Annotated in this window: 21 protein-coding genes and 2 pseudogenes; 10 read left to right on the top strand and 13 right to left on the bottom strand. The window is 61.4% G+C overall.

What is annotated here, in order from left to right; genetic code table 11:
- From LMQ14_RS04580 to LMQ14_RS04570, 3 genes are read right to left on the bottom strand one after another with little or no spacing between them, the layout of a single operon-like run.
- A complete protein-coding gene (locus LMQ14_RS04580) occupies positions 1 to 579 on the bottom strand; it encodes a cytochrome c oxidase subunit 3 family protein (protein WP_267733640.1) in 579 nt (192 codons plus the stop codon).
- A complete protein-coding gene (locus LMQ14_RS04575; protein ID WP_267733639.1) occupies positions 576 to 1391 on the bottom strand; it encodes a hypothetical protein in 816 nt (271 codons plus the stop codon). The genes LMQ14_RS04580 and LMQ14_RS04575 overlap by 4 nt, the downstream gene beginning before the upstream one ends.
- Positions 1388 to 2170: a hypothetical protein gene (locus tag LMQ14_RS04570; protein ID WP_267733638.1), complete on the bottom strand. Its 783-nt coding sequence runs from the start codon at positions 2168 to 2170 to the stop codon at positions 1388 to 1390. Before LMQ14_RS04570 ends, LMQ14_RS04575 begins: the two co-directional genes overlap by 4 nt.
- Positions 2171 to 2342: 172 nt before the next feature.
- On the opposite strand from LMQ14_RS04570, the gene LMQ14_RS04565 reads away from it, so the two are divergent.
- Together LMQ14_RS04565 and LMQ14_RS04560 are read left to right on the top strand one after the other, a co-directional pair.
- The gene (locus LMQ14_RS04565) at positions 2343 to 2876 is read left to right on the top strand and encodes a TetR/AcrR family transcriptional regulator (protein ID WP_267735345.1); all 534 of its coding nucleotides are present in this window, start codon (positions 2343 to 2345) and stop codon (positions 2874 to 2876) included.
- 255 nt (positions 2877 to 3131) lie between these two features.
- Positions 3132 to 4442 (top strand): cytochrome P450, encoded by a 1311-nt coding sequence (locus tag LMQ14_RS04560; protein WP_420714659.1) that lies wholly within the window; start codon positions 3132 to 3134, stop codon positions 4440 to 4442.
- Here LMQ14_RS04560 and LMQ14_RS04555 read toward each other — a convergent pair.
- Positions 4425 to 5603 (bottom strand): cytochrome P450, encoded by a 1179-nt coding sequence (locus LMQ14_RS04555; protein ID WP_267733636.1) that lies wholly within the window; start codon positions 5601 to 5603, stop codon positions 4425 to 4427. The two genes, LMQ14_RS04560 and LMQ14_RS04555, sit on opposite strands and share 18 nt — an antisense overlap.
- Positions 5604 to 5966: 363 nt before the next feature.
- Between LMQ14_RS04555 and LMQ14_RS04550 the strand changes: the two genes are divergently transcribed.
- From LMQ14_RS04550 to LMQ14_RS04530, 5 genes are all read left to right on the top strand, one after another.
- Entirely contained in the window at positions 5967 to 7034 is a 1068-nt protein-coding gene (locus tag LMQ14_RS04550) for a Rieske 2Fe-2S domain-containing protein (RefSeq protein ID WP_267733635.1), read from the top strand.
- On the top strand, positions 7031 to 8134 hold the full coding sequence (locus LMQ14_RS04545; RefSeq protein ID WP_267733634.1) for a Rieske 2Fe-2S domain-containing protein: 1104 nt from the start codon (positions 7031 to 7033) through the stop codon (positions 8132 to 8134). Before LMQ14_RS04550 ends, LMQ14_RS04545 begins: the two co-directional genes overlap by 4 nt.
- Positions 8131 to 9237: a Rieske 2Fe-2S domain-containing protein gene (locus tag LMQ14_RS04540; RefSeq protein WP_267733633.1), complete on the top strand. Its 1107-nt coding sequence runs from the start codon at positions 8131 to 8133 to the stop codon at positions 9235 to 9237. The genes LMQ14_RS04545 and LMQ14_RS04540 overlap by 4 nt, the downstream gene beginning before the upstream one ends.
- Positions 9173 to 9649: an SDR family oxidoreductase gene (locus LMQ14_RS04535; RefSeq protein WP_324291105.1), complete on the top strand. Its 477-nt coding sequence runs from the start codon at positions 9173 to 9175 to the stop codon at positions 9647 to 9649. The genes LMQ14_RS04540 and LMQ14_RS04535 overlap by 65 nt, the downstream gene beginning before the upstream one ends.
- A 401-nt stretch (positions 9650 to 10050) precedes the next feature.
- Entirely contained in the window at positions 10051 to 11349 is a 1299-nt protein-coding gene (locus LMQ14_RS04530; protein ID WP_267733632.1) for a cytochrome P450, read from the top strand.
- Between the two features lie 168 nt (positions 11350 to 11517).
- Here the strand turns inward: LMQ14_RS04530 and LMQ14_RS04525 are convergent.
- Positions 11518 to 11883, bottom strand: a pseudogene (locus LMQ14_RS04525) (transposase); the annotation flags it as partial.
- Between the two features lie 19 nt (positions 11884 to 11902).
- Between LMQ14_RS04525 and LMQ14_RS04520 the strand changes: the two are divergent.
- Together LMQ14_RS04520 and LMQ14_RS04515 are read left to right on the top strand one after the other, a co-directional pair.
- A complete protein-coding gene (locus tag LMQ14_RS04520; protein WP_267733631.1) occupies positions 11903 to 12322 on the top strand; it encodes an SDR family NAD(P)-dependent oxidoreductase in 420 nt (139 codons plus the stop codon).
- A 158-nt stretch (positions 12323 to 12480) separates the two neighbouring features.
- Positions 12481 to 13857, top strand: coding sequence for a wax ester/triacylglycerol synthase family O-acyltransferase (locus LMQ14_RS04515; protein WP_267733630.1), 1377 nt, complete (start codon positions 12481 to 12483; stop codon positions 13855 to 13857).
- Between the two features lie 319 nt (positions 13858 to 14176).
- Here LMQ14_RS04515 and LMQ14_RS04510 read toward each other — a convergent pair whose 3' ends face one another.
- Positions 14177 to 15235 carry a Rieske 2Fe-2S domain-containing protein gene (locus LMQ14_RS04510; RefSeq protein WP_267733629.1) on the bottom strand — a complete coding sequence of 353 codons (1059 nt, stop codon included), beginning with the start codon at positions 15233 to 15235 and terminating at the stop codon, positions 14177 to 14179.
- 583 nt (positions 15236 to 15818) lie between these two features.
- On the opposite strand from LMQ14_RS04510, the gene LMQ14_RS04505 reads away from it, so the two are divergent.
- On the top strand, positions 15819 to 16685 hold the full coding sequence (locus LMQ14_RS04505) for an SAM-dependent methyltransferase (protein ID WP_267733628.1): 867 nt from the start codon (positions 15819 to 15821) through the stop codon (positions 16683 to 16685).
- A gap of 153 nt (positions 16686 to 16838) precedes the next feature.
- Here LMQ14_RS04505 and LMQ14_RS04500 read toward each other — a convergent pair whose 3' ends face one another.
- The 7 genes and pseudogenes from LMQ14_RS04500 to LMQ14_RS04470 form a co-directional block, all read right to left on the bottom strand.
- Positions 16839 to 17735, bottom strand: coding sequence for an SDR family NAD(P)-dependent oxidoreductase (locus LMQ14_RS04500; protein ID WP_267733627.1), 897 nt, complete (start codon positions 17733 to 17735; stop codon positions 16839 to 16841).
- A 55-nt stretch (positions 17736 to 17790) separates the two neighbouring features.
- Positions 17791 to 18993, bottom strand: a complete 1203-nt coding sequence (locus tag LMQ14_RS04495; protein WP_267733626.1) for a cytochrome P450 — start codon at positions 18991 to 18993, stop codon at positions 17791 to 17793.
- Positions 18994 to 19086: 93 nt separating this feature from the next.
- Entirely contained in the window at positions 19087 to 20376 is a 1290-nt protein-coding gene (locus tag LMQ14_RS04490) for a cytochrome P450 (RefSeq protein ID WP_267733625.1), read from the bottom strand.
- A gap of 101 nt (positions 20377 to 20477) precedes the next feature.
- Positions 20478 to 21263, bottom strand: coding sequence for a phthiotriol/phenolphthiotriol dimycocerosates methyltransferase (locus LMQ14_RS04485; RefSeq protein ID WP_324291104.1), 786 nt, complete (start codon positions 21261 to 21263; stop codon positions 20478 to 20480).
- A 95-nt stretch (positions 21264 to 21358) separates the two neighbouring features.
- A complete protein-coding gene (locus LMQ14_RS04480; RefSeq protein ID WP_267735343.1) occupies positions 21359 to 22813 on the bottom strand; it encodes a WS/DGAT/MGAT family O-acyltransferase in 1455 nt (484 codons plus the stop codon).
- 237 nt (positions 22814 to 23050) lie between these two features.
- The gene (locus tag LMQ14_RS04475) at positions 23051 to 25063 is read right to left on the bottom strand and encodes an FAD-dependent oxidoreductase (RefSeq protein ID WP_267733624.1); all 2013 of its coding nucleotides are present in this window, start codon (positions 25061 to 25063) and stop codon (positions 23051 to 23053) included.
- 141 nt (positions 25064 to 25204) lie between these two features.
- Positions 25205 to 25360: pseudogene (locus tag LMQ14_RS04470) on the bottom strand (short chain dehydrogenase); the annotation flags it as partial.
- Positions 25361 to 25422 lie beyond the last annotated feature (62 nt).

Here is a 25422-nt window from a genome sequence, read left to right as displayed (position 1 = left end):
TCACCTCACCACGTACAGCAGCGCGAAGATGAGCACCCACAGGAAGTCGACGGTGTGCCAGTAGGTGGCGCACGTCTCGACCAGTTCCTGGGAGCGCCGCGCGGGACTTCGGAGTTGGTAGACGATGATGCCGAGGACGACGAAGCCGATCAACAGGTGAACGAAGTGGATCCCGGTCAGAAAGAAGTAGTAGGTGAAGAAGTCGTTGCTGTCGAAGCCGTTCCCCGTACCGACCAGCCTCGCCCACTCAAACACCTTGACGCAGAGGAAGACTGCGGCGAACGCGGCCGTGATGAACACGTCTCGCAGCGCCGCCCGGTACTCACCGGCGCGCGACGACTGAACACACCGCGCCACCGACCACGAACTCAGTAATAAGACGAGGGTGTTGAAAACGCCGATACGCAGGTCCAGGTGCGCCTGGGAGTGCAAGAACAGCTCGGGATTTCGGGCTCGAGAAAACAGGTAGAAGCCGAAATACCCTGTGAAGACCAGTGTCTCGAACAACACGAAGGCCCACATGTCGGGCTGGCCGGGAACGAACCTGGTGCGTTTGTCCTTGTCGGCTAGATCGGTCATTGCGCGACAGCCTTTTTCCGCGGCAGGTCCGGCAGCGGCCCGGTGCCGAAGTCCTCGCGACGGATCATCCGATACAGCATGACAACAAATGTGACTTGGTAGATGCCGAACACGACCATGTCCAGCCACCAAGCGATCTCACCGTCCCAGGCAAACACACCACGCCGGAAGATCCAGCAGGGCGCCACGACGACCTCGGTCAACGCGTTGCACAGATTGAGATAACCGAACCACTTCGGAAACACCCGATTCTTGTCGAGCAGAATCGCGACCATCCAGATCAACGATCCGATCAGGAAGACTCCCATAGTTCCATCGAAGGACAGGAAAGCGAAGTCATAGAGCCAACCGATCAGTTCGGGGTTGCGTTCTGGTCGCAACGTCCCGACGATCAGCGCGATACACAGCAGCAGCATTCCGGGAATCGCACTGAGCGAGTAGATGATCAGATACGAGTACCCGAACGCGCGGCTGACCGACATACGGCGCATCGAATATGCGATCAGGGCGTTGTTGGTCGCGATCGCGCCGCTGATGGCGAACATGACACCGAAACCGAGAGGTATGCCGAGATGGCGCTCCTGGAACCAATGGACCTGCGTGGCGAGGTCCCAGGTGGGCTCCGGCGGAGGCTGAACTTGCGCCACGATGAAGAACACCGGAAAGAAGAGGTTGTAAAAAACGACGAGCATCGCCCACGCCAGCCACAGCTCGCGCTTGGGGCCGTGGCATAGGTGCCAGACGATCCGCTGTGGCAGTGGCCCCGAGGGAGGTGTGGCCGGCGACGTCGGCGGTGTGATCACCGCACTCATGCGTTGACCAGTTCATCTGGGCGCCCACGGTTCTCGGCGCGCTCGCGATAGATGGCTTGCCCCAATGCGACGCCCATCACGACGATCCAGACGGCGATCGCAACATTTTTCACCCAGAACGACAGGAAGCCGTCCCACGCCAACGGCCCGGTCAATGACACTCCGACAAAGGATGCGGGCACCAGTGCTGCGGCCACCAGAAGGTTGAAGTGGGCCACCCAGCGGGGGAACACGGGGCGCGGCTGATCATCGAAATAGATTGCCAGGGCAAGGATCACGCTCTGCCCGATCAGGAAGGGCACCAGGATGGTGAAGGTGATCCAGCCGAAATCGTTGAGCAGCTGAGTCAGCTCCGGACTCCGCTCGGGACGGAAAGCGGCCAGCAGCCAGCAGACGTTGGCGATGAGAAACAACGCCGGGCCGCCGGCCGCACAACCGAGCATCGCGTAGGAGAAGATCGGGGTCCGATGTGCCATTCGGCGGATCTGCAGCACGATCAGGGCCAGGATCGGGACCAGGCACACGCCGAACCAGTTGAAAACGATCATGCTGTACCGGATCTGCGGGATGTGGGCCGGATCCCGATAGAACGCGGCAACCTGCTCCGCCGACATCGAGGGTGACATCGGCGGATTGAAGCCCGGAAACAGCAAAAAGCCGGCGATCCAGAGAATCAGCAAGACGGGCAGCGTCCACAGCAGGATCACCTCACCGTCGGTACCCCGCGCCGACGGCCACGAAGGCCTGGGGCTTTCCGTGTTCTCGCCGATGTCGGACATTGCCTGACTCCTTCCGGCACGAACCCACTTGGCCACGTTCGGCTCGTCAGCGAAACTAGCCGATCGGCTACCCTGAGGTCAATAGCCGTTCGGCTAGGCTCTGGGTGTGGTTCCCCCGCCGGCCGGACGCCGATTCAGCGCTGTCAAACGCAGCCCAGCACAGACGCGCGTGCTGGACGCAGCGCTGAAATTGATCGCGGACCACGGTGTGGGCGGCACGTCTTTGCAGATGATCGCCGACGAGGTAGGGGTCACCAAAGCGGCGGTCTATCACCAGTTCAACACCAAAGAGCAGATCGTCATCGCGCTCACCGAACGCGAACTCGGGGACTTGGAGGAGGCTTTGGAAGCCGCCGAGGCCGAGGATCATCCGCCGCGGGCACGCGACTTGCTGCTGGACCGGGTCATCGATCTGGCCGTCGAACGCCGCGGCGCGGCCAGCACCCTGCAGTTCGATCCCGTTATCGTCCGGTTGTTGGGCGAGCAGGAACAGTTTCAACAATTTATCCAGCGCCTCTACGGAGTGCTCGTGGGCGACGCGGGCGACGACAGCGAGGTGCTGGCGGCGATGATGTCGGGCGCCATCGCGGTCGGAGTGGTGCACCCCTTGGTGGCCGACATCGACGACGAGACGCTGCGTTGCCAGCTGAGGCGCATCACCCGCCGGCTCATCAGCGCGGCCGAGATCGGTGTGGCCGCAGATTAGGGACAGCCGGCCCGAACGAACTACCCCACCCGCACCGGCAAGTGCCCCCATTCCAATGCTCGAAGGCCAAATACGGGTATCTTGCGAGTGAGTCGCCGCCCAAGTTCGTCAACGGATTCCTCGGTGCAGGACACCAATGCGCCGGTTATTCTCAAACGCGAGTTTAGCCAGGCGGCCGAGGGAGGCTGGATGTCCGCACTTCCTGCTAGTACTCCTGCTGCCACCCGCTCCGTCGAGCAGTTTCGCAATCGAACCCTGACGTTTTTTCCCGCCGAAATGATGTCGACTCTGTATCGCCGGCGTGGATCGATCACGGTGGTCGGCCCTTTTACTTTTCTGTTGGGTCCGGAGGCCAACCGGTTCATTTTGGCGAATCCCGAATTGTTCAGCTGGCGTAAGGCTTTCCAGGCGTTCATTCCAGTGAGTGGTGAGTCGGCGCTGATTGTCAGCGACGGGGCGGCCCACCGGCGTATGCGGCGAGTCCTGCAGCCCCTCTTTCACCGGCGCCAAATCGAGCGCCATCTGGCAGTCATTGCGGAGAACGCCGACGTCGTCATCGACCAGTGGCGCCCCGGGCAGCGAATCGAGGTCTTCCAGGCATTCCGCTCCGCGATACGGCGCAGCACCATTGACTCGTTATTCGGTCGGGAGATGGCCAGAGATACTCCGTTCATTTCGGAGCACATCCAAGACTCGCTGGATCTCGCCAGAAGCGGCGTGCCGCAGGTCGCGTTGTTGAAGCGGCGGCTGTCCACGCCGCAGTCGCGCCGGGCGATGGCCGGGATGCGCAAGATCGACGCGCGGGTGTACGCGGAGATCGATCGACTGCGCCGGGATGGGGCCGACGAAGACAACACCTTCCTTGCCACACTGGTGCACGGAGCCGATGGCTCTGGAGAACCACTGAGCGACAAGGAGATTCGCGATCAGGTGGTGAACGTGATCCAAGCGGAAGAGACCACGCATCCGGTGCTGGCGTGGGCAATCTACGGAATGCTCACCGGCCCGGGGGTGTGGGATCGCGCCGCGGCGGAGGTTCGTGAAGTCCTCGGCGACCGCCGGCCCGAAGCAGCGGATTTGAAGCGACTGACGTATCTGAACGGCGTGGTGCACGAGACCTTGCGACTGTACTCGCCATCCGGGATGTCGCTGCGCCATGTTGCCCAAGACTTCGAATTCGCCGGCAGGCGGGTCAAACAGGGCAGCACACTGATATTCAGTCCTTATATCACGCATCGGTCGCCGGAAGCCTGGCCCGAACCCCTGGCGTTCCGGCCGCAGCGGTGGGATCCGGCCGAACCCGGTTACCGGATCCCAGGGACCGACGAGTATCTGCCGTTTATTCCGGGGCCGCACCGGTGTCTCGGAGCAGAGCTGGCCAAAACAGAGATGACCGTGATGCTCGCGCGGCTGCTGTCTCGCAGCTCATTAAGCCTTCCCGATCAGCGTCCGATCCGGATGGCTAGCCTCCCGGTGATGCATCCAGCGCACGGCATACAGGTCGATGTCCTCGATTGCCTTGGCTGCAAAGAGAATTCGGTGCAGTCATTACCAAGACACCGGTAGTTGAACGAGGCCGCCAGTAATCGTGTCTTGACGCATGGGCACTGCGGCAGGGTCGCAGGTCAATTGCATGGACGGGAAGCGTCGGATGAGTTGTGTGAAAACCGTTTGCAACTGGATACGGGCCAACTGGGCCCCGACGCAATAGTGTGGGCCGAATCCAAAACTGAGGTGGGCTGCTTCGTTGCGGGTGATGGTCAGTTGCTCGGGGTCGGCGAACACGGTCGGGTCGTGGTTGGCCGAAATGATGTCCAGCAGCACGAGGTCTCCCGCGTGGATCGTGACACCATTGAAGTCAAAATCGGACCGCGCATAGCGGGGGATTCCGCCCACGGTGGCCCCCATTGTCGATGCCCGCATTAGTTCTTCGACGGCTCTGGGGATCAGCGCTGGCTGGTTCTGAAGCATGGACCACTGGTCACGGTTCGCCAGCAACATCAATGTCCCCAACGAGATCTGGACCACCGTGGTCTCGTGGCCGGCGAACAGCAAGGCGAAGGACAGCAAGGTGGCCCCAGTGTCGTCGAGGTCGTCGGCGGCGCTGAGCCGGGAGATCACGTCGTCGTCGGGATGGGCGCGTTTGTGCTGGACCAGCTTCATGCTGTAGCCGAACAGCTCTGCCATCCCCCGCTCGGAACGTGTGCGATCCTCCAAGTTGCCTACATCCTCGGTCCACTGCCTGAATTGGTCACGATCGGAATAGGGCACCCCGAGCAGTTCACAGATCACCAGAATCGGTAGTGGCATCGCCAATTGCGAGTGCAAATCAGCGGGGGGACCTTGCTCTACCATTTCGTCCAGCAACGCGGTCGTGAATTCCTCCACCCTTGGGACCAACGCCCGCAGATGTTTGGGCGAGAAATGGGGCTGCAGCAGGTTCCGCATTACGGCGTGGTCGGCCGCTTCGGTCTCGAAGTTGCCCATCACGATTCCGAGCAATGGCGATTCGGAGACGCGAGGGGCGTTTTGGGGATCGGGATGCGCCCGGCCGAGACGCTCGTCATCGAGCAGTTGTCGCACGTGCGCATAATCGAGGACTAGCCAGGCTTCGTCGCCGGTCGCAGTGCGGACCCGATGAATGGTGCCTCGCTGTATCGCGCGCAATTCAGGCGCGATATCGAGTGGTGACTCCTGGACAAACGGCAGTTGAGGGGTGGTCGTCACCGATGCACCTCCACGTCGATACCGACAGAGCGGCCAAATGCATTCACGAGCAAGATCATTGCAGACGTGCCCAGTCGATGAGGCTACCAACGGACCTCGTGCGGCGCCTGAGGTTTTCGGCTAAATGCCGCGGCCTCCGACATGTATCTGCTCATTGGACTTGGTGCAATGAGCAGAAGCGGGCCAGTTGTCGGTGAAGAGGCAGGAAAAGGTATCCCCTGTTGAGCCGGCACGGGTTAGGCTTGCCGACAATCGCGTCGTGGCCTGGCACAGGTGGCGGCCGCCGGTCCATGCGGGACGGCGGTAGCGCCTGAAGCGACATCCGGAGGACCACGTTGCGGGAGGTCCTTATAGGAGGATGCGTTGACAACCTTCGAAGCTCAGGACGCGGCGGCGCACGTCGATCCCGTCACTCAGTCGGACGTCACGGCGGCGAGATCACTGTCGCTGGAAGAGGCGCGACTGCTTCGCGATGCACCTCCGCCTTTCCCGTTCGGGTGGTATGCGGTGGCGCAGTGTCACGAGCTGCGTGCGGGCGCGGTCTTGACCCGTCAGTTCATGGATCGCGAGATTGTCATCTATCGCACGGAGTCAGGAACGGTGTGCGCCACCGAGGCGTACTGCCCGCATCTGGGAGCCCACCTGGGGCACGGCGGCGAGGTGTGTGGCGAAGAGCTGCGTTGTCCGTTTCACGGCTTCCGGTTCTCGGTGAAAGGTTCGTGTGTGTACTCACCGTCAGGTGCTCCGCCTCCCGCGGCGCGCCTGGGTCTTCTCGAAGTCCGCGAGATCCACGGTGCGATCTTGGTGTGGCACGGCCCCGCCGGGCAGGTGCCATGGGAGATTGATGCGCCCGACGATGAATCGGAGTGGCGCAAAGTGGGATACAGGGTTCGCAACGTTCACAGCCATCCGCAGGAACTCCTCGAAAACAGCATCGACATCACGCATTTCAGTGCTTTGCATGGGTTCGGAAAAGTTAAGGTCTCTCGCCCCGCAACTTTTGACGGCCCACGGTTGGGCGTTGACTATGCGCTCAAACAGAAGACCCCGTGGAGGTCTGATGTTGATGTCACACTGCGCATTCGACTGAATGGTCTGGGCTTTGCCATTACCGAGGTGGAGACACTCGGCTTCACGCTGCGGCTCGTCGGTTTGGCGACACTCGTTGCTGAGCGCGATACGAGCCATTTGCTGTTGATGAGCATACGCAAACAAGGCCGAAGCCTCCCGGGCAAAGCCTTCTGGCGTTGCGCCCAAATGGTGCTCGGACCGTTCGTTATGGGCGGACTGATGAACCAGATCAACCAAGATGACCCGGTGTGGACTAACAAGAAGTATCTGCGCCGTCCGGCTATTGCTGACGGTGATGGTCCGATCCACGCCTATCGACGATGGGTGAGTCAGTTTTATCCAGAAGACGCAGCCTGGTGACGGCGAGCAAGACCCGGCCGCAACCGTACCCAACCGGGGCCGACACTGGTGCTTCGCCGGCGGGGCGGGTCGATCCCGTCAGTCAGTCGGACGTCACGGCGGTGAAAACGGTGTCGCTGCAAGAGGCGCGACTGCTTTGCGATGCGCCTCCGCCTTTCCCGTTCGGGTGGTTCGCGGTGGCGCTGTGTCACGAGCTGCGTGCGGGTGCGGTGTTGACCCGTCAGTTCATGGATCGCGAGATAGTCGTCTATCGCACGGAGTCGGGAACGGCGTGCGCGGTGGAGGCGTACTGCCCGCATCTGGGTGCCCATCTGGGGCACGGCGGCGAGGTGTGTGGCGAGGAGCTGCGTTGTCCGTTTCACGGCTTCCGGTTCTCGGTGAAAGGTTCGTGCGTGTACTCGCCGTCGGGTGCCCCGCCTCCTGCGGCGCGCCTGGGTCTTCTCGAAGTCCGCGAGATCCACGGTGCCGTTTTCGTGTGGCACGGCCCCGCCGGACAGGTGCCGTGGGAGATTGATGCGCCCGACGATGAATCGGAGTGGCGCAAGGTGGGACACACGGTTCGGCACGTTCACAGCCACCCGCAGGAACTTGCCGAAAATAATATCGACATCATGCATTTTGGGGCCTTGCATGGGTTCCGGAATTTTCAACTGGTCAAGCCACCGATTTTTGACGGCCCGCGAATGCGCCTTGACTACACCTACACTCAGCTGACTCCGTGGAATTCTGGTGTTGACGTCGAAATACGCTTTCGAATCGACGGTTTCGGCGTCGTTGTCAACGAGGCCGATCTATTCGGTTTTTCGCTGCGGTTTTTTGCCCTGTGGACTCCGGTCGGTGAACGCGACACGATCCAGTATCTCCTTGTGAGCGTGCGCAAACGGGGCCGAAGCCCAGTGGGCAAAGCGTTCTGGTGTGGCGTCGAAAAAATGAGCGGGCCGTTCATCCTGCGCGGACTGGTCGACCAAATCAAGCAAGATGAGTCGGTATGGACTAACAAGAAGTATTTGCGCCGTCCGGCAATTGCTGAGGGGGATGGTCCGATCCACGCGTATCGACGATGGGCGAGTCAGTTCTATCCAGAAGGTGCAGCCTGGTGACGGCGGGCAAAACCCGGCCGCAACCGTACCCAACCGGGGCCGACACTGGTGCTTCGCCGGCGGCGCAGGTCGATCCCATCACTCAGTCGGACGTCACGGCGGTGAAAACGGTGTCGCTGCAAGAGACGCGACAGCTTTGCGATGCACCTCCGCCTTTCCCGTTCGGGTGGTATGCGGTGGCGCTGTGTCACGAGCTGCGTGCGGGCGCGGTGTTGACCCGTCGGTTCATGGATCGCGAGATTGTCATCTATCGCACGGAGTCGGGAACGGCGTGCGCGGTGGAGGCGTACTGCCCGCATCTGGGTGCCCATCTGGGGCATGGCGGCGAGGTGTGTGGCGAGGAGCTGCGTTGTCCGTTTCACGGCTTCCGGTTCTCGGTGAAAGGTTCGTGTGTGTACTCGCCGTCGGGTGCCCCGCCTCCTGCGGCGCGCCTGGGTCTTCTCGAAGTCCGCGAGATCCACGGTGCCGTTTTCGTGTGGCATGGCCCCGCCGGACAGGTGCCGTGGGAGATTACGCCGCTGGGCGGCGATGAATCGGACTGGCACCATGTGAGGCACACGGTTCGGCACGTACACAGCCATCCGCAGGAACTTATCGAGAACAATATCGACATCGCGCATCTCAGTACTCTGCATGAGTTGCGGAATGCTCAACTGGTCGAGCCGCCAATTTATGACGGCCCGCGAATGCGCGTTGACTACACCTACACCCAACCGACTCCCTGGACGTCTGGTGTTGACGTCAAGATGTGCATTCGAATGGACGGTTTGGGCATCCTTGTCGACGAGGTCGACATACTCGGTTTCTCAATGCGGTTCATCGGCTTGGCGACTCCGGTCGGTGAACGCGATACGGTCCAGCATCTGCTTGTGAGCGTGCGCAAACGGGGCCGAAGCCCAGTGGGCAAAGCGTTCTGGTGTGTCGTCGAAAAAGTGTTCGGACTGTTCGTTATGCGCGGGCTGGCCGACCAAGTCAAGCTAGATGAGTCGGTATGGATCAACAAGAAGTATCTGCGCCGTCCGGCCATTGCTGAGGGGGATGGCCCGATCCACGCGTATCGACGATGGGCGAGTCAGTTCTATCCAGAAGGTGCCGCCTGGTGAGAGCGGGAAAACCCTGCCACTCAGCAGGCTGAGACACCTTGCCTCCGTACTGATTACTGGCGCAGCCCGAGCCATCGGAAAGTCGACCGCTATGCAAATGGCCGCGGAGGGCTCAGACGTCATCGCAGGCGTCCGAACGGAGCAAGATGGCAAGGCAATCGCCGCCACGAATCCGCGCCGGACTTCGCCGGTACTGCTCGACATCACAAATGCCGAACACATTAGCGCGCTTGCCAATTCGTTACCGACGCAGCTCAATGCAGTCGTGAACAATGCCCGGATAGCGGTGAGCGGACCAGTGGAAGCCGTCCCACCAACTGAGGTGCGCCGGACTTCATTCGAGGTGAACGTGACCGGACAACGTGCGGTCACACAGGCCGTGCTCCCGCGGCTGCGGCGCTCGCGCGGATAGCGTCCCGGTGAGTGGTGGACTTCAGATCCCGCGTGGTTCACGCGTTGAGATCAACGAATCATGTTGAACGCTAGGTGATTTGATGTTATTTGGCACGTGCTGCGGCGGCGTGTTTGGCGGCGATGACGGTACGCAGTTCGTCCACGGAGATATCGGAGAGATAGGGCGGGTGACAGCGTTGACCGCCAGAGCAACCCGGTGTAATTTTCGGTCTGTTGTACGCAACTGCAACAACGGTTCACTGGCGGGTGCGACCCGAGAGGTACTCGATGACGGCGACCTCGGATACATTCTGGATTACCCGGAATCCTGTCGGTCGTGGGCGGGATTGGTTGCAGTCGCGGCGGCGGATTGATGCGCCGCGCCCGCCCGGCCCACGTGGGCGGCCTTTCGTCGGCGTGATGGGCGACTACTGGGCGGACCCCTGCGGATACCTGCGGGAGTTGAGAAACCGCTACGGTGACGTCTATCGGCTTCCGTGGCCGATGGCTGAAGTGGTGGTGGTGAACCATCCCGACCACGTGGCCCACGTCCTGAATAGCCGGGAGGGCGAGTACGGCCGCACGAGCGGTCCGGGCGCCGGCTTCGCCGGGTTTGCGGTGGGCGTTGGGTTGGCCATGTTGGAGGGGGAGAAGTATCGCCAGCGGCGCAAGGCGCTGGCACCGATGTTCGGTCGCCGGCAGCTCACGAGGATCGCCACGTGTCTCGCCGACGAGTTCGACAAAAGCCTGGCCAGATGGGATCGGTTCGCCGAGTCCGGCGAACGGATCGATCTGCACGAAGAGCTGCCCGCTGTGATCATGCCGGCGTTCATGCGAGTGATGTTTTCGATAGAGCTCACCGACGCCGAGCTGCACCAGGTTGCAGTCGATGTCCGCGCCTTGCTGTCCCCGTTTACGTCTTCCTTGGGCTTTCTCGGCCGCCCCAGGCTGCTACTGGAAGCCGGGAATATCGCACAGGCGTGGTTGCGGATGCGGCGCTGGGTGTTGCGGCGAGTGGACGAACGATTGGCCGACGGTCAATCTTACGACGACGCGATGCAGGTGGTTCTGGACGCGCACCGCCGGGACGGCAGGTCCATCCGTCGGCGCGACGCCGTCTTGGACATCATGAGCCTGATGGGTGCCGCTTGGGACAGCGTCGACGCGTCGTTGGCGTGGACGCTGGGGTTGCTCCCGCAGAATCCAGCAGCTCAGCAGCGGCTCTACGACGAGGTTGATGGGCTTGGTGGGGCGGTGCCGACTTTCGATGATCTGGATCGGCTGCAGTGGGCGAGGGCGTGCTTCGCGGAGGGTCTGCGGCTGGAGGCCCCTCCCTTCCTACTGCGGGTTGCAAAGGTTAACGACACCATCGGTGGATACCATATCCGTCGCGGAAGCCGTGTCGGAGTATCGCCGTATGCCCTGCATCGTGATGCACGCTGGTGGGGTCCTGATCCCGACAGCTACGATCCGATGCGGTTTTACGACAAGGACACCATCGCGGCGCGGCCGAACCTGGCCTACGTCGCCTTCGGCGCCGGACCACACCGTTGTCTCGGTGCGCCGATGACCGAGATGATCGCGCAACTCCTGCTCGCCCAACTCCATCAGCGGTTCCGGGTACAAATTCCCACTGACTGGATTCCCCGGTACGATCCTTCTGTCTCTCGGCCGTACGTGCCCGCCGTCATCACCAAGGTGCCCGCGGCAGCGAATTGAGTTGAGGCCGACCGCTTTCACAACGTGAACCGGCTTGGACTCAAGTCAGCTCGCCGCGTCCAGCAGCGGCCTGCGCGATGCGGTTCAAAAAGCGATACCGCATCAACGCGGATAGCGTCCCGGTGAGTGGTGGACTTTAGATCCCGCGTGGTTCACGCGTAGCGATCATCAAATCATGTTGAGCGCTAGGTGATTTGGTGTTGTTTGGCACGTGGCGGCGGCGTGTTTGGCGGCGATGACGGTACGCATTTCGTCCATGGAGATATCGGAGAGATAGCGGCGAGTGACCTGCCACTCGTCGTGGGCTTCGATGACCACCGCGGCGGCCAGCCGCAGGAACGCTGCCGGGTTGGAAAAGATCATGAAATGCACTCGGCGCCGCCGCCATGAGGAGTTGGTGAACTGTGGTGCCACCGCAGCTTTGATCCCGGCGTGAGCATCGGAGATGACCAGATGCACCCCCGACAGACCGCGGGGTTTCAGCGACGCCAGGAACTCGCGCCTGAACTCGTAGGACTCGCTGTCGCCGACCGCAGGCAATGTGTCTTACCCATTGCACGGTGCTCACTCCGCTTCGAAATTCGCGATTGATGCGTTCGCCGACACGCTACGAATTGAGCTCCGTCCGTGGAAGATTGCGGTCAGCGTCGTTCAACCAGCTCAGATTGACACCGAGATGCAAAGCGCCGCTGGCGGGCTGGTCGACGAGATGACTGCGGTGATCTCATCGGAACATCGCAGCCGGTATGCGCGACACCTGGTAGGGCTTGCGCAATCAACCCCCGCAGCGGAGTGGTTGGTGTTGGCGGCGGGCAGGGTGGCCGAAGTGGTGGCCCGAACCCTCACCACTCGTCGACCACGGGCACGCTATGTCGTCGGCCTCAATGCACGAATGCAACTCGCCGTGCTGCCGAACCTGCCCACCGCGGCGCGAGACCGCCTGTTTCATGCTCTCGCTCGTCAGCCGCGATAGGTGTCGATGCGCATTTGCCGTCAGATCCTGTGGCGCAAGCCGACCTTGATTGAGGTTGCCGGAGTTGCTGCAAGAATCCTGATGTCTTTGCGTGACTGCACACGGCTTACTTGCTAACCTCCTGAATCGTGCATCGGCTCAGTGGATTCGATACAAGCATGCTGCGCCTAGAGACCTCGAAGCAGCCGATGACCGCTTGCGGCATGTTCATGCTGGACACTTCGACGATGCCAGGCGGATATAGCTTCGAAGCTTTCCGTGAAAAGCTATTGAAGCAAATCGATGCGCTGCCTGAATTCCGCATGAAATTGGCGGACAGTGTTTTGAATATCGGCGCTCCGGTCTGGGTAGACGATCCCGACTTCGACCTTGACAACCACCTGCACCGGATCGAGCTGCCGGCACCGGGCGGTCCTCATGAGCTTTCGAAGGTGGGCGGGCGTCTGGTCGCAGAACGGATGGACCGCGGCCGACCGGTGTGGGACATGTTCGTGATCGAGGGACTCGTCGATGCTGACCCGGGCTTGACGGCGAATGTCGCGGTGATGCTGCGGATGCAACACGTTCTCGCGGACGGCCAGAAGGCCCTCGACATGTTCGCACGGCTCTGCAGTACCGAGGCCGACCCACCGTCGCCGGAGGCCATCGGAGGGATCGGGACTGTCAGCAATCGGCAGATCGTGCTTGACGGGTGGGTGCAGTTTGCCTGCCGGCCTTGGCATCTGACCAAGACGCTACTGTCGGCGTTGGTCGGCCTGCTCTTCGATGCCAGAAAGGCTCTTCGTTCTGCGCGAGGCATAGCGGCGGCCGGCTGGTTTGGAAAAATGCCAGCCGCTCCGCGAACTCCGTTCAATGGCAAACTCACCAGCCGCCGCACCGCAGCGTATGTCCAGCTGGATCTTGCGGATGCCCAGGCCGTTAAGGACAGGTTCGGCGTTACGGTCAACGACGTGATGTTAGCTGTGATATCGGGCGCGTTGAGACGATTTCTGCTCGACCGCGCCGCGTTGCCCAACGTCGGACTTCTCGCGTGGATGCCCATCGCGGTGTCCGATCCGGCCAACGCAGGCCGCAACCAGGTGGCTGTTCGATTGATCAACTTGCACAGCGACGTAGTCGATCCAGCCGACCGGCTGAGAGCTATCGCCGGGATGACTTCGGCTACTAAGCGGGATGATTCGGCAATTGGATCTCGGCTGCCACAATACTTTTTGGAACACTTCCCCGGCCTGTTAGCGTTCGGACCGCGCATCTACAGGTGGGCCCAGTTAAGTGAACGCCGGCCTGTGAATAACGTGAGCGTCTCGAACGTGCGCGGGCCAGCGACGCAGAGCTATTTGCTGGGCGCGGCGATTACGGGAAGGTATGCCTTCGGGCCGATCATCGAGGGCGGTGGGCTCGACGTCGTTGTGATGTCGCTTTACGGCAAACTCGACATCGGCTTGGTGTGCTGCCCGGATTTGGTGCCCGACCTCTGGGATCTGGCAGACGGTATACCAGCTGCACTACTCGAATTGCAGACTGCGGCGGGCTGACAACGGTTAATCTCCCAACACGACTGTCGGGAAGCGGTCACTCACATCTGCATCGAACTTGACCACTAAGTGAGCCAACTCAGGGGTTAGCACGTTCGTCGATCGACTTTGAACGTCGAGTATTACCCGCGCGGATTCATCGCGGTGATTGCCTTGCCACCTTGTTCCGTTCGGACGCCTGCGATGACGCCCCAGCCGTCCGCGGCCATTCACATCGCGATCGACTTTCCGATGCCCCGGGCTGCGCCAGTGATGAGTACGGAGGGCAACGTGTCTCAACCTTTTGAGTTAGCAGTGTTGCGGCGGGTTGTGCCCGCCGTCACCAGGCGGCACCTTCTGAATAAAACTGACTCACCCACCGCCTATACGCGTGGATCGGACCATCCCCCTCAGCAATTGCCGGTCGGCGCAGATACTTCTTGTTCGTCCATACCGGGTCATCTTGCTTGATTTGGTCGACCAGTCCGCGCAGGATGAACGGCCCGCTAATCTTTTCGATGCAACGCCATACGGCTTTACCCACTACGCTCCGGCCCCGTTTGCGCACGCTCACAAGCAGATGTTGGACCGTGTCGCGTTCACCGACGGGAGTCGCCAAGCTGAAGACCCGCAGCGAAAGTCCGCGTGAATCAACCTCATCGACAACGAAGCCCAAACCGTCGATTCGAATGCGCATTTTGACATCAACTTCGGACTTCCGCAGAGTCAGCTGAGTGTAGGTGTAGTCAACGCGCATTCGCGGGCCGTCAAAAATTGGCGGCTCGACCAGTTGAGCATTCCGCAGCCCATGCAATGCAACAAAATGCGTAATGTCGATACTGTTTTCGACAAGTTCCTGCGGATGGCTGTGTACGTGCCGAACCGTGTGCCTCACATGGTGCCAGTCCGATTCATCGCCGCCCAGCGGCGTAATCTCCCACGGCACCTGTCCGGCGGGGCCATGCCACACGAAAATGGCACCGTGGATCTCGCGGACTTCGAGAAGACCCAGGCGCGCCGCAGGAGGCGGGGCACCCGACGGCGAGTACACACACGAACCTTTCACCGAGAACCGGAAGCCGTGAAACGGACAACGCAGCTCTTCGCCACACACCTCGCCGCCGTGCCCCAGATGGGCTCCCAGATGCGGGCAGTACGCCTCGGTGGCGCACACCGTTCCTGACTCCGTGCGATAGATGACAATCTCGCGATCCATGAACTGACGGGTCAACACCGCACCCGCACGCAGCTCGTGACACAGCGCCACCGCGAACCACCCGAACGGGAAAGGCGGAGGCGCATCGCAAAGCAGTCGCGCCTCTTCCAGCGGGGCGGTCTGCTCCGGCTGATTGACGAGGTCGGTCTGTGTGGCCGAGTCCTGAGCTTCGAAGGTTGTCAACGCACTCCCTTTGGAAGGACCCTCCGACCAGCGATCAGGTGGTCCACCGGATACCGCTAAAGCCCACACCGCATTCACACGGACCCGCAGCCACACTTCGGCCGGACCGCGACACGATCATGTCGCAGTCTATCCCGGTGCCGCGACGCTGCAGTCTCGATAGGCCGATATCTGCCTCGAGACAACCTAGGTAGCTATTCGTCAAGCGGCGCCGGGTGTGCGGTTGCCCTGCTCTTGTTTTCGTCATAGCGCTTGTGGCGCCCTGCCAGGACAGCCATACGCATCGAAGTCCGCGACTGGCGACCGACAAGCCGCTCGTGCAGGTGTACTTCACCCCGACGTCGGCGGCCGGATGAATCTCGCTGAGTCACCCACCCGGTCGCCTGGAACAGACCGCCGACCACAGCCTCAAGAAAGCGAATCGTCAACCAACATCAACACGGACCACTAGGTTGGTAGGAGTCGGGATGAACAGTAGGCTCGCCCGACACACCGACCAGTTCGAGATGCGATTCTTCGGGAGATGACAATGCCAACAACCGAGCCGCAGCCAGAAAGTACCCTTGCCCGACAAGCACGGTGGATGTACGAGCTGAAGCAATTAATGAGCGTTGGCTTGGATATTACGACGCCGCAGAGTATGGGCAAATTATACGACACGGTGTTCAACGACGCGAATAATTTCGCGGAAGACTCGATGTTTTTGAATTACGGGTATTGGAAAAACAATCCTACGACTCTCGATGAGGCCTGTGCTGAATTTGCGCGCTTAGTGGGAAGAGAAGCAGACATCCGGCCTGGTGACATCGTGGTCGATGCTGGACCCGGATTCGGTGACCAAGATTTCCTCTGGGCCAAAGAGTTTCAGCCTCAGGAGATTATCGGAATAAACGTATCGAGAAAGCAAATCGAGATAGCTTCCGGAAGAGCACAAGCATTGGGCCTCGCGAGTACCGTGCGGTACGTCCACGGGTCGGCCAGTGAGTTGCCCAGGCCGGACGAATCTGTGAACAAGGTAGTTGCGCTTGAATCGCCCTTTCACTTTCCTTCGCGTCGCGAATTCTTCAGTGAAGCTTTCCGGGTTCTCAAGCCCGGCGGCCGCCTCGTGACTGCGGATATCATTCCGCTGCCCAAGGAGGCAGTCCCACGACCTAACGCCCGGTGGGGCATCGTCGGATCGGCTGCTCGCTCGGTGTATGCGCACGGTCAAGCGAATGATTTCGATGCTTCGGGATATAGCGACGTCTTGCGAGAAACAGGCTTCGAGAAAGTGAATGTGTATTCAATTCGGGACTACGTCTTCGACGACTTCGCAAATTTTGTCCGCCATCGCCTCAAAAACTCGGATTACCGAAGTGTCCATCCTTGGCTCCGGCGAATGAACGGCCCCACCGCAGTAGCTATATGGAGCCCGTGGCTAGATTATTTGATCGCGGTCGCGCAGAAGTAGAGTAATCGTCATCGAACACGATCGCACGCGGCGGCGGTCGGTGATTGGGTCGAATTTCTCCGTGCCCCAACCGGATTGGGGCTCGATGTAGAGGCTGCCGCCACAGGGGCGACCACGGTGATCAGGTGGTCTTGGAAGGTCTGCTCGATGCGGCTACACGTGAAGTGTTGTGCCGGTTTCTTTTTCCGCGAGTTCCCACAACCTACGGGCAGCTTCGTAGTCACAGGCCTTCGCAGCGCGTCCGGCCAGCGTCGGGCCGCCTTTGAAGCCGAGCCAGCCGTCGATACCTACGTAGCTACCCGGTGCAATCGGCTCGCTGATGCAGTACAGCGTTGGCGCGGCACCGGCTTCGAGGTCGTTGCCGATCGTCTTGGGAACCCATTGCCACATCCAATGCCCGGCTGAAATGACGCGGGTATCAGACGTTTTCAACAGATTCGACGACACCCAGCCGGGATGGGTAAGTTGACTGATCACTGGCGATCCGGCGGCACGCAGACGCCGGTCCAATTCGAGTCCCCAAAGCATCACCGCCAGCTTCGAGCGGCCATAGGCCGGGTAGCGCGACCACTTGCGAGCACGCAGATGCGGGTCGTCGAACGCGATCACCGACGACTTGTACTTGTGACGGTCGGAGCCGACGTTGATGATCTGCGAGCGCACCCGGTCGAACAGTAGGTTGGTCAGCGCGAACGGACCGAGGAAATTCGTGGCCAGTGTGATCTCAAAGCCGTCCACGGTCTCGGTCCGCCGCGGCGCGATCGCGCCGGCATTGTTGATCAGAATGTCCACGTCGCCGTCGAACAGGCCCGGAAATGCGCGCACCGACGATTGATCGGCGAGATCCAGTTTGACCAACGACGTCTCGCCACCCATTTCGGCGGCACGCTGCGCACCCAACTCGAGATTGCGGACGGCCATGATCACGTGCGCTCCAGCCTTGGCCAACTCGCGTGCCGTGGCCAAGCCCACGCCGTTGGTTGCGCCGGTGACGATGATCCGCTTGCCGCTGAGGTTGCCGAGTCGGGTCGGCGACCAGTTCGATGTCATCGCCTGAGATGTACCAATCTGAGAACCACGACCGCAAGCGGCCAACACGCGCGTCTTACCCCACCCGCACCGGCAATTGCCCCCATCCGGCGACCGTCGACGCGTTAACTCGTCGACAGTCTTCCCAGATGACCTCGTAGCGCGGCATGAAATCAAGGAGATGGTCGAGCGCGATGGCGGTTTCCATCCTGCCCAGTGCGGCGCCGAGGCAACTATGAACGCCATACCCGAGTGAGAGGTGCTGCGCGCGCGTGGGGTCACGGGCTATATCGAAGACGTCCGGGTCACTGAAGACTTCCGGGTCGCGGTTGGCCGCCACCTCGCACAGGAACACCGGCTTGCCCGCCGGGATCGTAACCCCGTGCAGCGTCACCTCTTTCGTGGTGCGCCGGAGGGTATACAGTACCGGGCTGTCGTATCTCAGCACCTCTTCCACCGCCGCGGGGATCTTGGCGCGATCCTCATGCAACTCGCGCCACTGGTCGGGGTGCTGTGCGAATGCCGCCACGGCGTTGGCGACGAGTTTGGTCACGGTCTCGGTGCCCGCGCCGCCGACCAACATTGCGAACAGCGTGATCTCGTCGTCTGACAGGCTGGTCTTCTCGCCATCCCCGCGCTCGATCTCGGCCTCGATCAGCGTGCTGATCATGTCGTCTTGCGGCTGCGCGCGACGCTCCTGGACCAGGTTGTAGCAATACGCTGCCGCGTTCAACATCATCGTCACAGTGGTCTCGTCCGGCGCCGTCTGGCCCGGTTGGTAGCTCAGCGCCACTTGGACGAACTCCCGGAACTGTTGGCGTCCGGGTGCCGGCACTCCGACCATGGAAGTGATGACTTCCCCGGGAAAGATAGCCGAGAAGTCTTGCACCACATCGAATCGACGGGGATTGGCATTGCTCAGGCAGCGCTGCACCGTCTCGATGACGGTGTTTCGCTGCGCCTCGACCGAGCGCGGTGTGAAGGCCTTGTTGACCAGACCCCGCATGCGTCCGTGCTCAGGCGGGTCTAAGTACAAGATCGCAGGCGGCGGCTCCTGGCCACTTCTCATCATCGCCAAGTCGAGGCCACCCGCCGAAGAGTAGGTCTGAAAGTCTCTAGCCGCTGCGGCCACGTCCTCATACCGGGTGAGCGCGTAGAAGTCCAGGTCCTCGTGATAGTAAACCGGTGCCTCCGTACGCATTCGCCGGTAGATTTCGTGCGGACTGGCGAAGAATTCCTCGGAATACGGGTCGAATACCCACTGCGATTGCACTGTCATCGGACTCCAAATCGGCGTCGTGGAGTGGCCGGTAGTTGGCCAATGCCGAATCTAGAACATAGATCCAAGCGTCACCAGCGTCTTCGAAATGCCCTATTCGAGCACCACCGTGGCCCCGCGCCCGGGCACCGGGGTCAGCATTCCTTGCCATCGCACCGGCTCTGGGCGCTCGTCGGCGGGACGAACCTTGAAAGTGTCGAACAACATGCTGAGGACGACCCGCATCTCAAGCTCGGCGAAGGTCGCGCCCAGGCAACGCCTTTCGCCGCCGCCGAAGGCAATCCAGGTATAGGTTCCTGCCGGTTGGTCAAGGAAACGCTCCGGGCGGAAACACTCTGGGTCGGGGTAAAGGTCGGGTCGCCGGTGCGTCAGGTAGATCGACGACACGACGCTCACGCCGGCCGGTAACCGGAAGCCGTCAATTTGCATCGGCGCGTTGAGCTTCCGCATGACCATCGAGCTCACAGGTCGCACCCGCAGCGTTTCCTTGACAACGGCGTCCACGAACCGGTGGTCCCCGACCCGGGTTTCCTCGATCAGTCGAGCCTGGTGCTCGGGATGACGGACAAGGCGTTCTACTGCCCACGCAAGCGAGGTCGCCGTCGTTTCCTCGCCGGCCAAGAGCATGGTTACCAGCTCGTCGCGAATCTCCGCATCGTTCAACGCCTGGCCATCGGCGTGGCGGGCTTGCAGAAGAATTGACAGCAAGTCGCTGCGCTCGGCCCAATCTCCAGCCCGGCGTCGGTCGTCGATCTCGGCATGAACCAAGCGGTCGATCTGACCCATGAGGAAGTTGCGCGTCAGCGCCGCCCGCATTCGCGGCGGACCAACAGTCAGCATCAGCGGTCCCGATTTCTTCCTTAGCATCCGTAATAGTTCCGCCCGCAACTGGTCAAGACGGGTCCCCGTGCTCAGCCCGAAAACGCCGCGCAGCATGACCTCCAGCGTCAACTCTTGCATCCGCGGGTACAGGCGCACCGGCCTACCGCGCGGCCAACGGGCGATCTCCGCTTGGGTAACAGCGGTCACCTTGTCGGTATAGAACTTGAGGCCGTTGCCGCGGAAAGACGGCACAATGAGTCGACGCTGCTCCCTGTGCGCATCCCCTTCGAGCAGCAGCAAGGAGTTCGCACCCATCAGTGGTTGCATCATGCGATTGCCCTCCGCGGCAAGCAGCACTTCAGGCGGGCCGGTCAAGACCTCTTTCACCGTATCGGGATGCGACACAACCACCCAGGGTTGCTGGCTGGCCAACCGCAATGTGAACACGTCTCCGTAACGAGCCGCGCACGAATCCAGGAATTTCCACGGCTGCGACGCGAAAGCAGCCAGCTGAATGAATGCCGGGAGTCGGGGGCCTGGTGGCAGAACATCGCGGGGCATTCGGTTTACCTCCACCTTGATGCTAGTTCATGATTTGTGCTGACACGCCAAGAGATAGCGACAACGGTAAGGCTGGCCCGGCCACGCGACGGCTGGTTCGACTATTGGCCGACGCTGCCTTCATCGTTGGCAAGGCAGTACATCCGATACGACGATCGACGAGGGCCAAGCGTCGCCTTGTCATATACGACCATCGCAAAACGGATGACGTCGAGCACATACCTCGGACCGCGGCCTGCAACGAGGTCGTGCAGCCGTTGGGCAGTTCCTATGAGTCCGCGCGAAACCTCCTCATCGATGTGCCTTTCCGACAGCACCCGCATCGGGACGTCGGCAAACGCCGCCTCCCACTGCGCTATCCACGGCAGCGGTCGCAGATCCGTGTAGAGAAAATGCCCCCCTGGGCGCAACACACGCGCGACTTCCGCAAGGAAACGAGGAAAGTCGGGATAGCCGTGCGAAGCTTCGACATTGAGCACTACGTCGAAGGAGTCGTCGGCGAAGGGCAGGTTCTGGGCGTCGCCATGCACAAAGCTCTGGCCGGGCAGATCGTAGGTTGCACGGCAAAAGTCGATTGCAGCACGGTTTAGATCCAGTCCCGTGTAAGAAGCGGGGCCCAAGGTGCGCACGACGTGCGAGGCCCCGCCGCCGTGGCCACAACTGATTTCCAGCACCCTTTTGCCAGTCAGATCGACCTGCGCCGCCGTGCGGTGGTAGAGCTGAATCATGAACCGGCTGGGTTCGTCGGACTGCGGCAACGACAGGCCCATGGGCGGATCCTCCTCGTAGCCCAAATTGATCAAGCGGACTTGATTTGCGAACCGGCGCGTGAAGAACGGATAGAAGCGCTCGACAAATATCTGCGTTAGGCGGTCGGAGACCGTCATAAAGGCGAGCGTCAGCCGGCCAAATGCTAACCCCGCGGAGAATCTCAGCTGTTTGATGCACGAGCCGGGGCGAAGCTTCAGAGGATTTCGGCGTTTCATGTTGCCCAATCGTTGTTTTTTGTATGGGGTTCCTGCGCTGCCGGGCGATCGGCACAGCGCTCGATCCGGCCGGCCATGTCCAGTAGTTCCTTGAGAGCGATAGGGAGACCATCAGCCAGCTCCCAGAGGTCGGGCAGCAGGTCCGTACACGAAACAAGGCCGACATCGACCTTGCCGTTGAGCGACATAACGGTGACATTCAGACCGGCTCCGTGGAAAACCGGTCCGAACTTATAGCTCGCTTTGACCTTCGCTCCCATCAAGTAGCACTGCACTTGTGGTCCGGGCACATTGGACAGGGTCAGGTTGTAGATCGGTCGGCGGTCGCTGAGCCCAGACCATCGGTAGATCCGCCAACCCACCTCTAACAACCGGGGAGCGAATTGCGTCCAATCGAGCCCCAGCGACGGACCGACCGCCGAAACATGGTCTTTCGCGACCGAACTCGCCGCAGCGATAGCCCTAAGCCGCGCCATGGGATCGGCCACATCGGTGCACAAACTGGAAATCATGGCAGACAATTGATTGCGGCTCGCGCGGTTCGGCTGAAAAATCGACACCGGCATCGCCGCGGCCAGCGTGGCCTGCGGCAGCGCGGAACGATCAAGCAGGAATCGTCTGACCGCGCTTGATACCAGCGCCAGCATCACGTCGTTGAACGTGACTCCGAACTTGTTCTTGACCGCCTTGACGTCATCGAGGTCCAGTTGGACGTAGGCCACGGTGCGACGGCTAGAGACGGTGCCGTTGAACATGGTCCGTGGCGCGTTGAACAGTCCCGTCATAGTTTGACCCCGGGCATTCCGACGGATCGTCGTGATCGCCCCGGCGATGGTTGTGAGCAGCACCTTGAGCAGATACCAGGGCCGTCGCGCGAACCGCACCAAACCATCAACGACGATCTGCCGCTGACTGAGAGTCCCTACCCCCTCAATGGGTTCCGGCCGCGAAGGGTCGGCTTCGGTGCTGCAGAGCCGCGCCAAAATGTCGTTGGCGGTGGTCCCGTCCGCGAGCACGTGATGCATACGGTGCATCACCGCCACCCGGCCGCTGATGCGTGAATCGGTGCCAGACAATCCCTCGATCACCCACATCCCCCATAAGGGCCGGCTGCGGTCGATCTGCTCGGCGATCAAGCGCCCTACGAGCGCCGACAGTTCATCGCTGCTGCCCGGCGCCGGCAGCTCGACGCGGTGCAGATGGCGATCGAGATCGAAGTCGGGATCCTCCACCCACACCGGAGTGTCCAAATTCAGTGCGCTGTCAGCCATCTTCATCCGGAATTCCGGCACTGCGACGAGTCGCTGCGATAGCGTCGCACGGAAGTTGGCGAAGCTATATCCCCCGGGCATGGTCGAAGTGTCCAATTCCCACAACGCGCATCCGGTCATTGGTTGTGACGGGGATTCCAGGTGAAGCAGGCTGGTGTCGAATCCGCTCAGTCGATGAATTCTCATCTCGGCGTCCTGACTGCGACATTGGAAAACACCGGTGAGACCTTGGAATCGCGCACGATCACCTCTTCCCCGGTAGCGGTGGGCGTTAGCATACTGCGTCACCTCGTCCCCGGCACTGAAATGCCGGATGCTCGACTGTGCAGCGCTGGGATTGAATCGATTGTTGCAGAATGTATTTCGATGATCTGCGCGGATTCACCGCAAGGGACCGGGGAGTCAAACGAGCGCGATTCATCGGGCCACCAGGACGTCGGTGGCGAAATAGGCCTCCGCCATATTTCTGGGCGCATCGGGTTCGCCGATCAACCGGGCGAATTTCTGCCCCTCGTAGGCGGCCGTTGCCAACGGTCGCACCCCGAGAGCGTCACCGATGGTGAACAGTTGTGCGACATTGCCTTCGAGTTCGCGTGCAATACCGTCAACAGGGATCCGTCCGGTTGCCAGGACGACGGCATCGATGCGCGGGAGCGTCGACTCGCGTCCGCTGTTGACGTCGATGATGTGCAGATCGTGATCACCGATGCGGCGAACCCAGGTCGTGGGTTGGAATACGACATTGGCCTCGGCCAATCGTTGGGCGATCGAATCACCTTCCAGGCTCATCACTTCGCGGTGAGAATAGGGCGCGTAGTTGGGTGACAGCAGGATCACTTCGGCTCCGCGGGCCGCAAGCAGTTCTGCCACACCGCTGGCAGCATGCGTTGCTTCGGCGTCCACCACGACGAGCTTGCCCGACGGCCGTGCGCGGCCCTCCAATATGTCTTCAGGGCACCAGACATGTGGCTTGTCGGCGCCTGGGATGTCTTGGTCGAGAAAGGCACTGCGGCCCGTCCGACTGTAGCTGGCTCCGGTGGCCACGATCACGGCGTCGGGAGCCAGTGCCAACACTTCGTCGGCCGCCGCCGGTTTGCCCTGCCGGACGGCTACACCCAGCCGCGCGAGTTCACTGGCCCACCAGTCGATCGCATGTCGGTAGAAGTCGCGCCCCGGCAAGCGCGACCACAGCTCCAGCGCCCCGCCGAGCTCTTGTCGGGCTTCCAGCAACGTGACTTCGTGGCCCCGCAGCGCTGCGACTCGGGCCGCCTCGAGCCCGGCCGGCCCGCCGCCGACCACAATCACCCTCGACAGCTGAGTTGCAGGGGCGAATGTGTGGTCACCCCATAGCCTTTCCCGGAACGACGCCGGGTTGATCGTGCAACCGATGACGCGATAGTTGATGCCGCCAAGGCACCAGTTGCAGGCAATGCAGGTGCGCGCCTGTTCCTCGGTGCCCTCACGGGCGTGCTTGACGAATCGCGGCTCGGCGATCAGCTCACGCGCCGACCCGACGAGATCGCACACCCCTGCGGCGATGGCCGCCTCGGCATCGCTCATCTTGGTTACCCGGCCCAGCACACTGAGCACCGGCACGTCACCCGCCGCGCCGCGGACCTTCTCCACGAAGGGCCGATAAGAGAACTCCTCGGTAAAGACCGTCGGCATACCGTATTTCAGCTGCAGCGGCTCCATACCGACGTCCAGATCGACAAAGTCGACCAGCCGCTGCGCGCAGATCGATCGCACCACTTCATAGGCTTCGGAGCTCTGATAGCCGCCCTCGATCAGCTCATCACAGTTGAGACGCGCGCCAACGGCCATCGCGGTGCCCGCGGCGTCGCGCACCGATTGCAGCACGTCGACCAGCATGCGCATTCGGTTCTCCAGCGGCCCGCCGTATTCGTCGGTGCGGCGATTGTAATAGGGCGACAGGAACTGCTCGATGATGGTGGCGTGCGCGGCGTGGACTTCAATGCCATCGAATCCGGCTTCACGTAGATGCACTGTCGATTGGTGATGCGCGTCGACGATCATCGCAACCTCGTCACGTGTGGCCGCGCGGGTCGAGCCGCTGATCCCGTTGAATGCGAACTGCGAAACCGACGGGCCAAACGACGGCGCTTGCGGCGCCATCGATTGCCAGTGACCGGGAGTCATCCAGTGATACCAGATCTCGCCGAAGACTTTCCCCCCTGCTTGATGCACGGCGTCGGCCAGCGCGGCGAAGGCAGGAATGCTCTTCTTCAGGTACGGGGAAGGCTGAAAGGAACGCCCGCGCTGATGCGCGGTGCAGCTCAGGATCACCAGACCGCAACCGCCATCCCTGACTCGCTCGATGCAATAGGCCACGAAATCCTCAGACGGAGCCGACCCCACGTTCAGCGGAATAGCGTGCGGTGCAAAGTAATAACGATTGGACAGCTCCACCGGGCCAATTTGTACCGGGCTGAACACATTCGGGTACCGAGGATGCATGCTTGTCTCTCTCCCTCCGAGCGTGCACCAGGCCGCAATTATCAGCGGCCGGCCGAAAAATGCTTGCTATGCGAAACGCATCAGCATCGATAGCGGAACCACACGCAACAGCGGGACTTTCAACTCGGCCAGCCGATCGGTGCGGCGAGCAGACAGCGCGAGGTAGCGTCCCTGAGACGCGGACTGCCGTGCCATCCCGCCGCCCAAGCCGGAACTAGCGCCGGTGATGGGGATATTTTGTCGGGTCACGTGCATATCCGGCGGGCGGCCAACACTTCTGCCGGCGGCCTCACGGGTCAGACGACTGCCGA

Origin of the sequence: Mycobacterium sp. Aquia_213, from assembly GCF_026625985.1 — a bacterium.
Classification (GTDB): Bacteria; Actinomycetota; Actinomycetes; order Mycobacteriales; family Mycobacteriaceae; genus Mycobacterium.
Note: the sequence above shows the minus strand (reverse complement) of the source record. Positions and strands in the feature narration are given on the sequence as shown.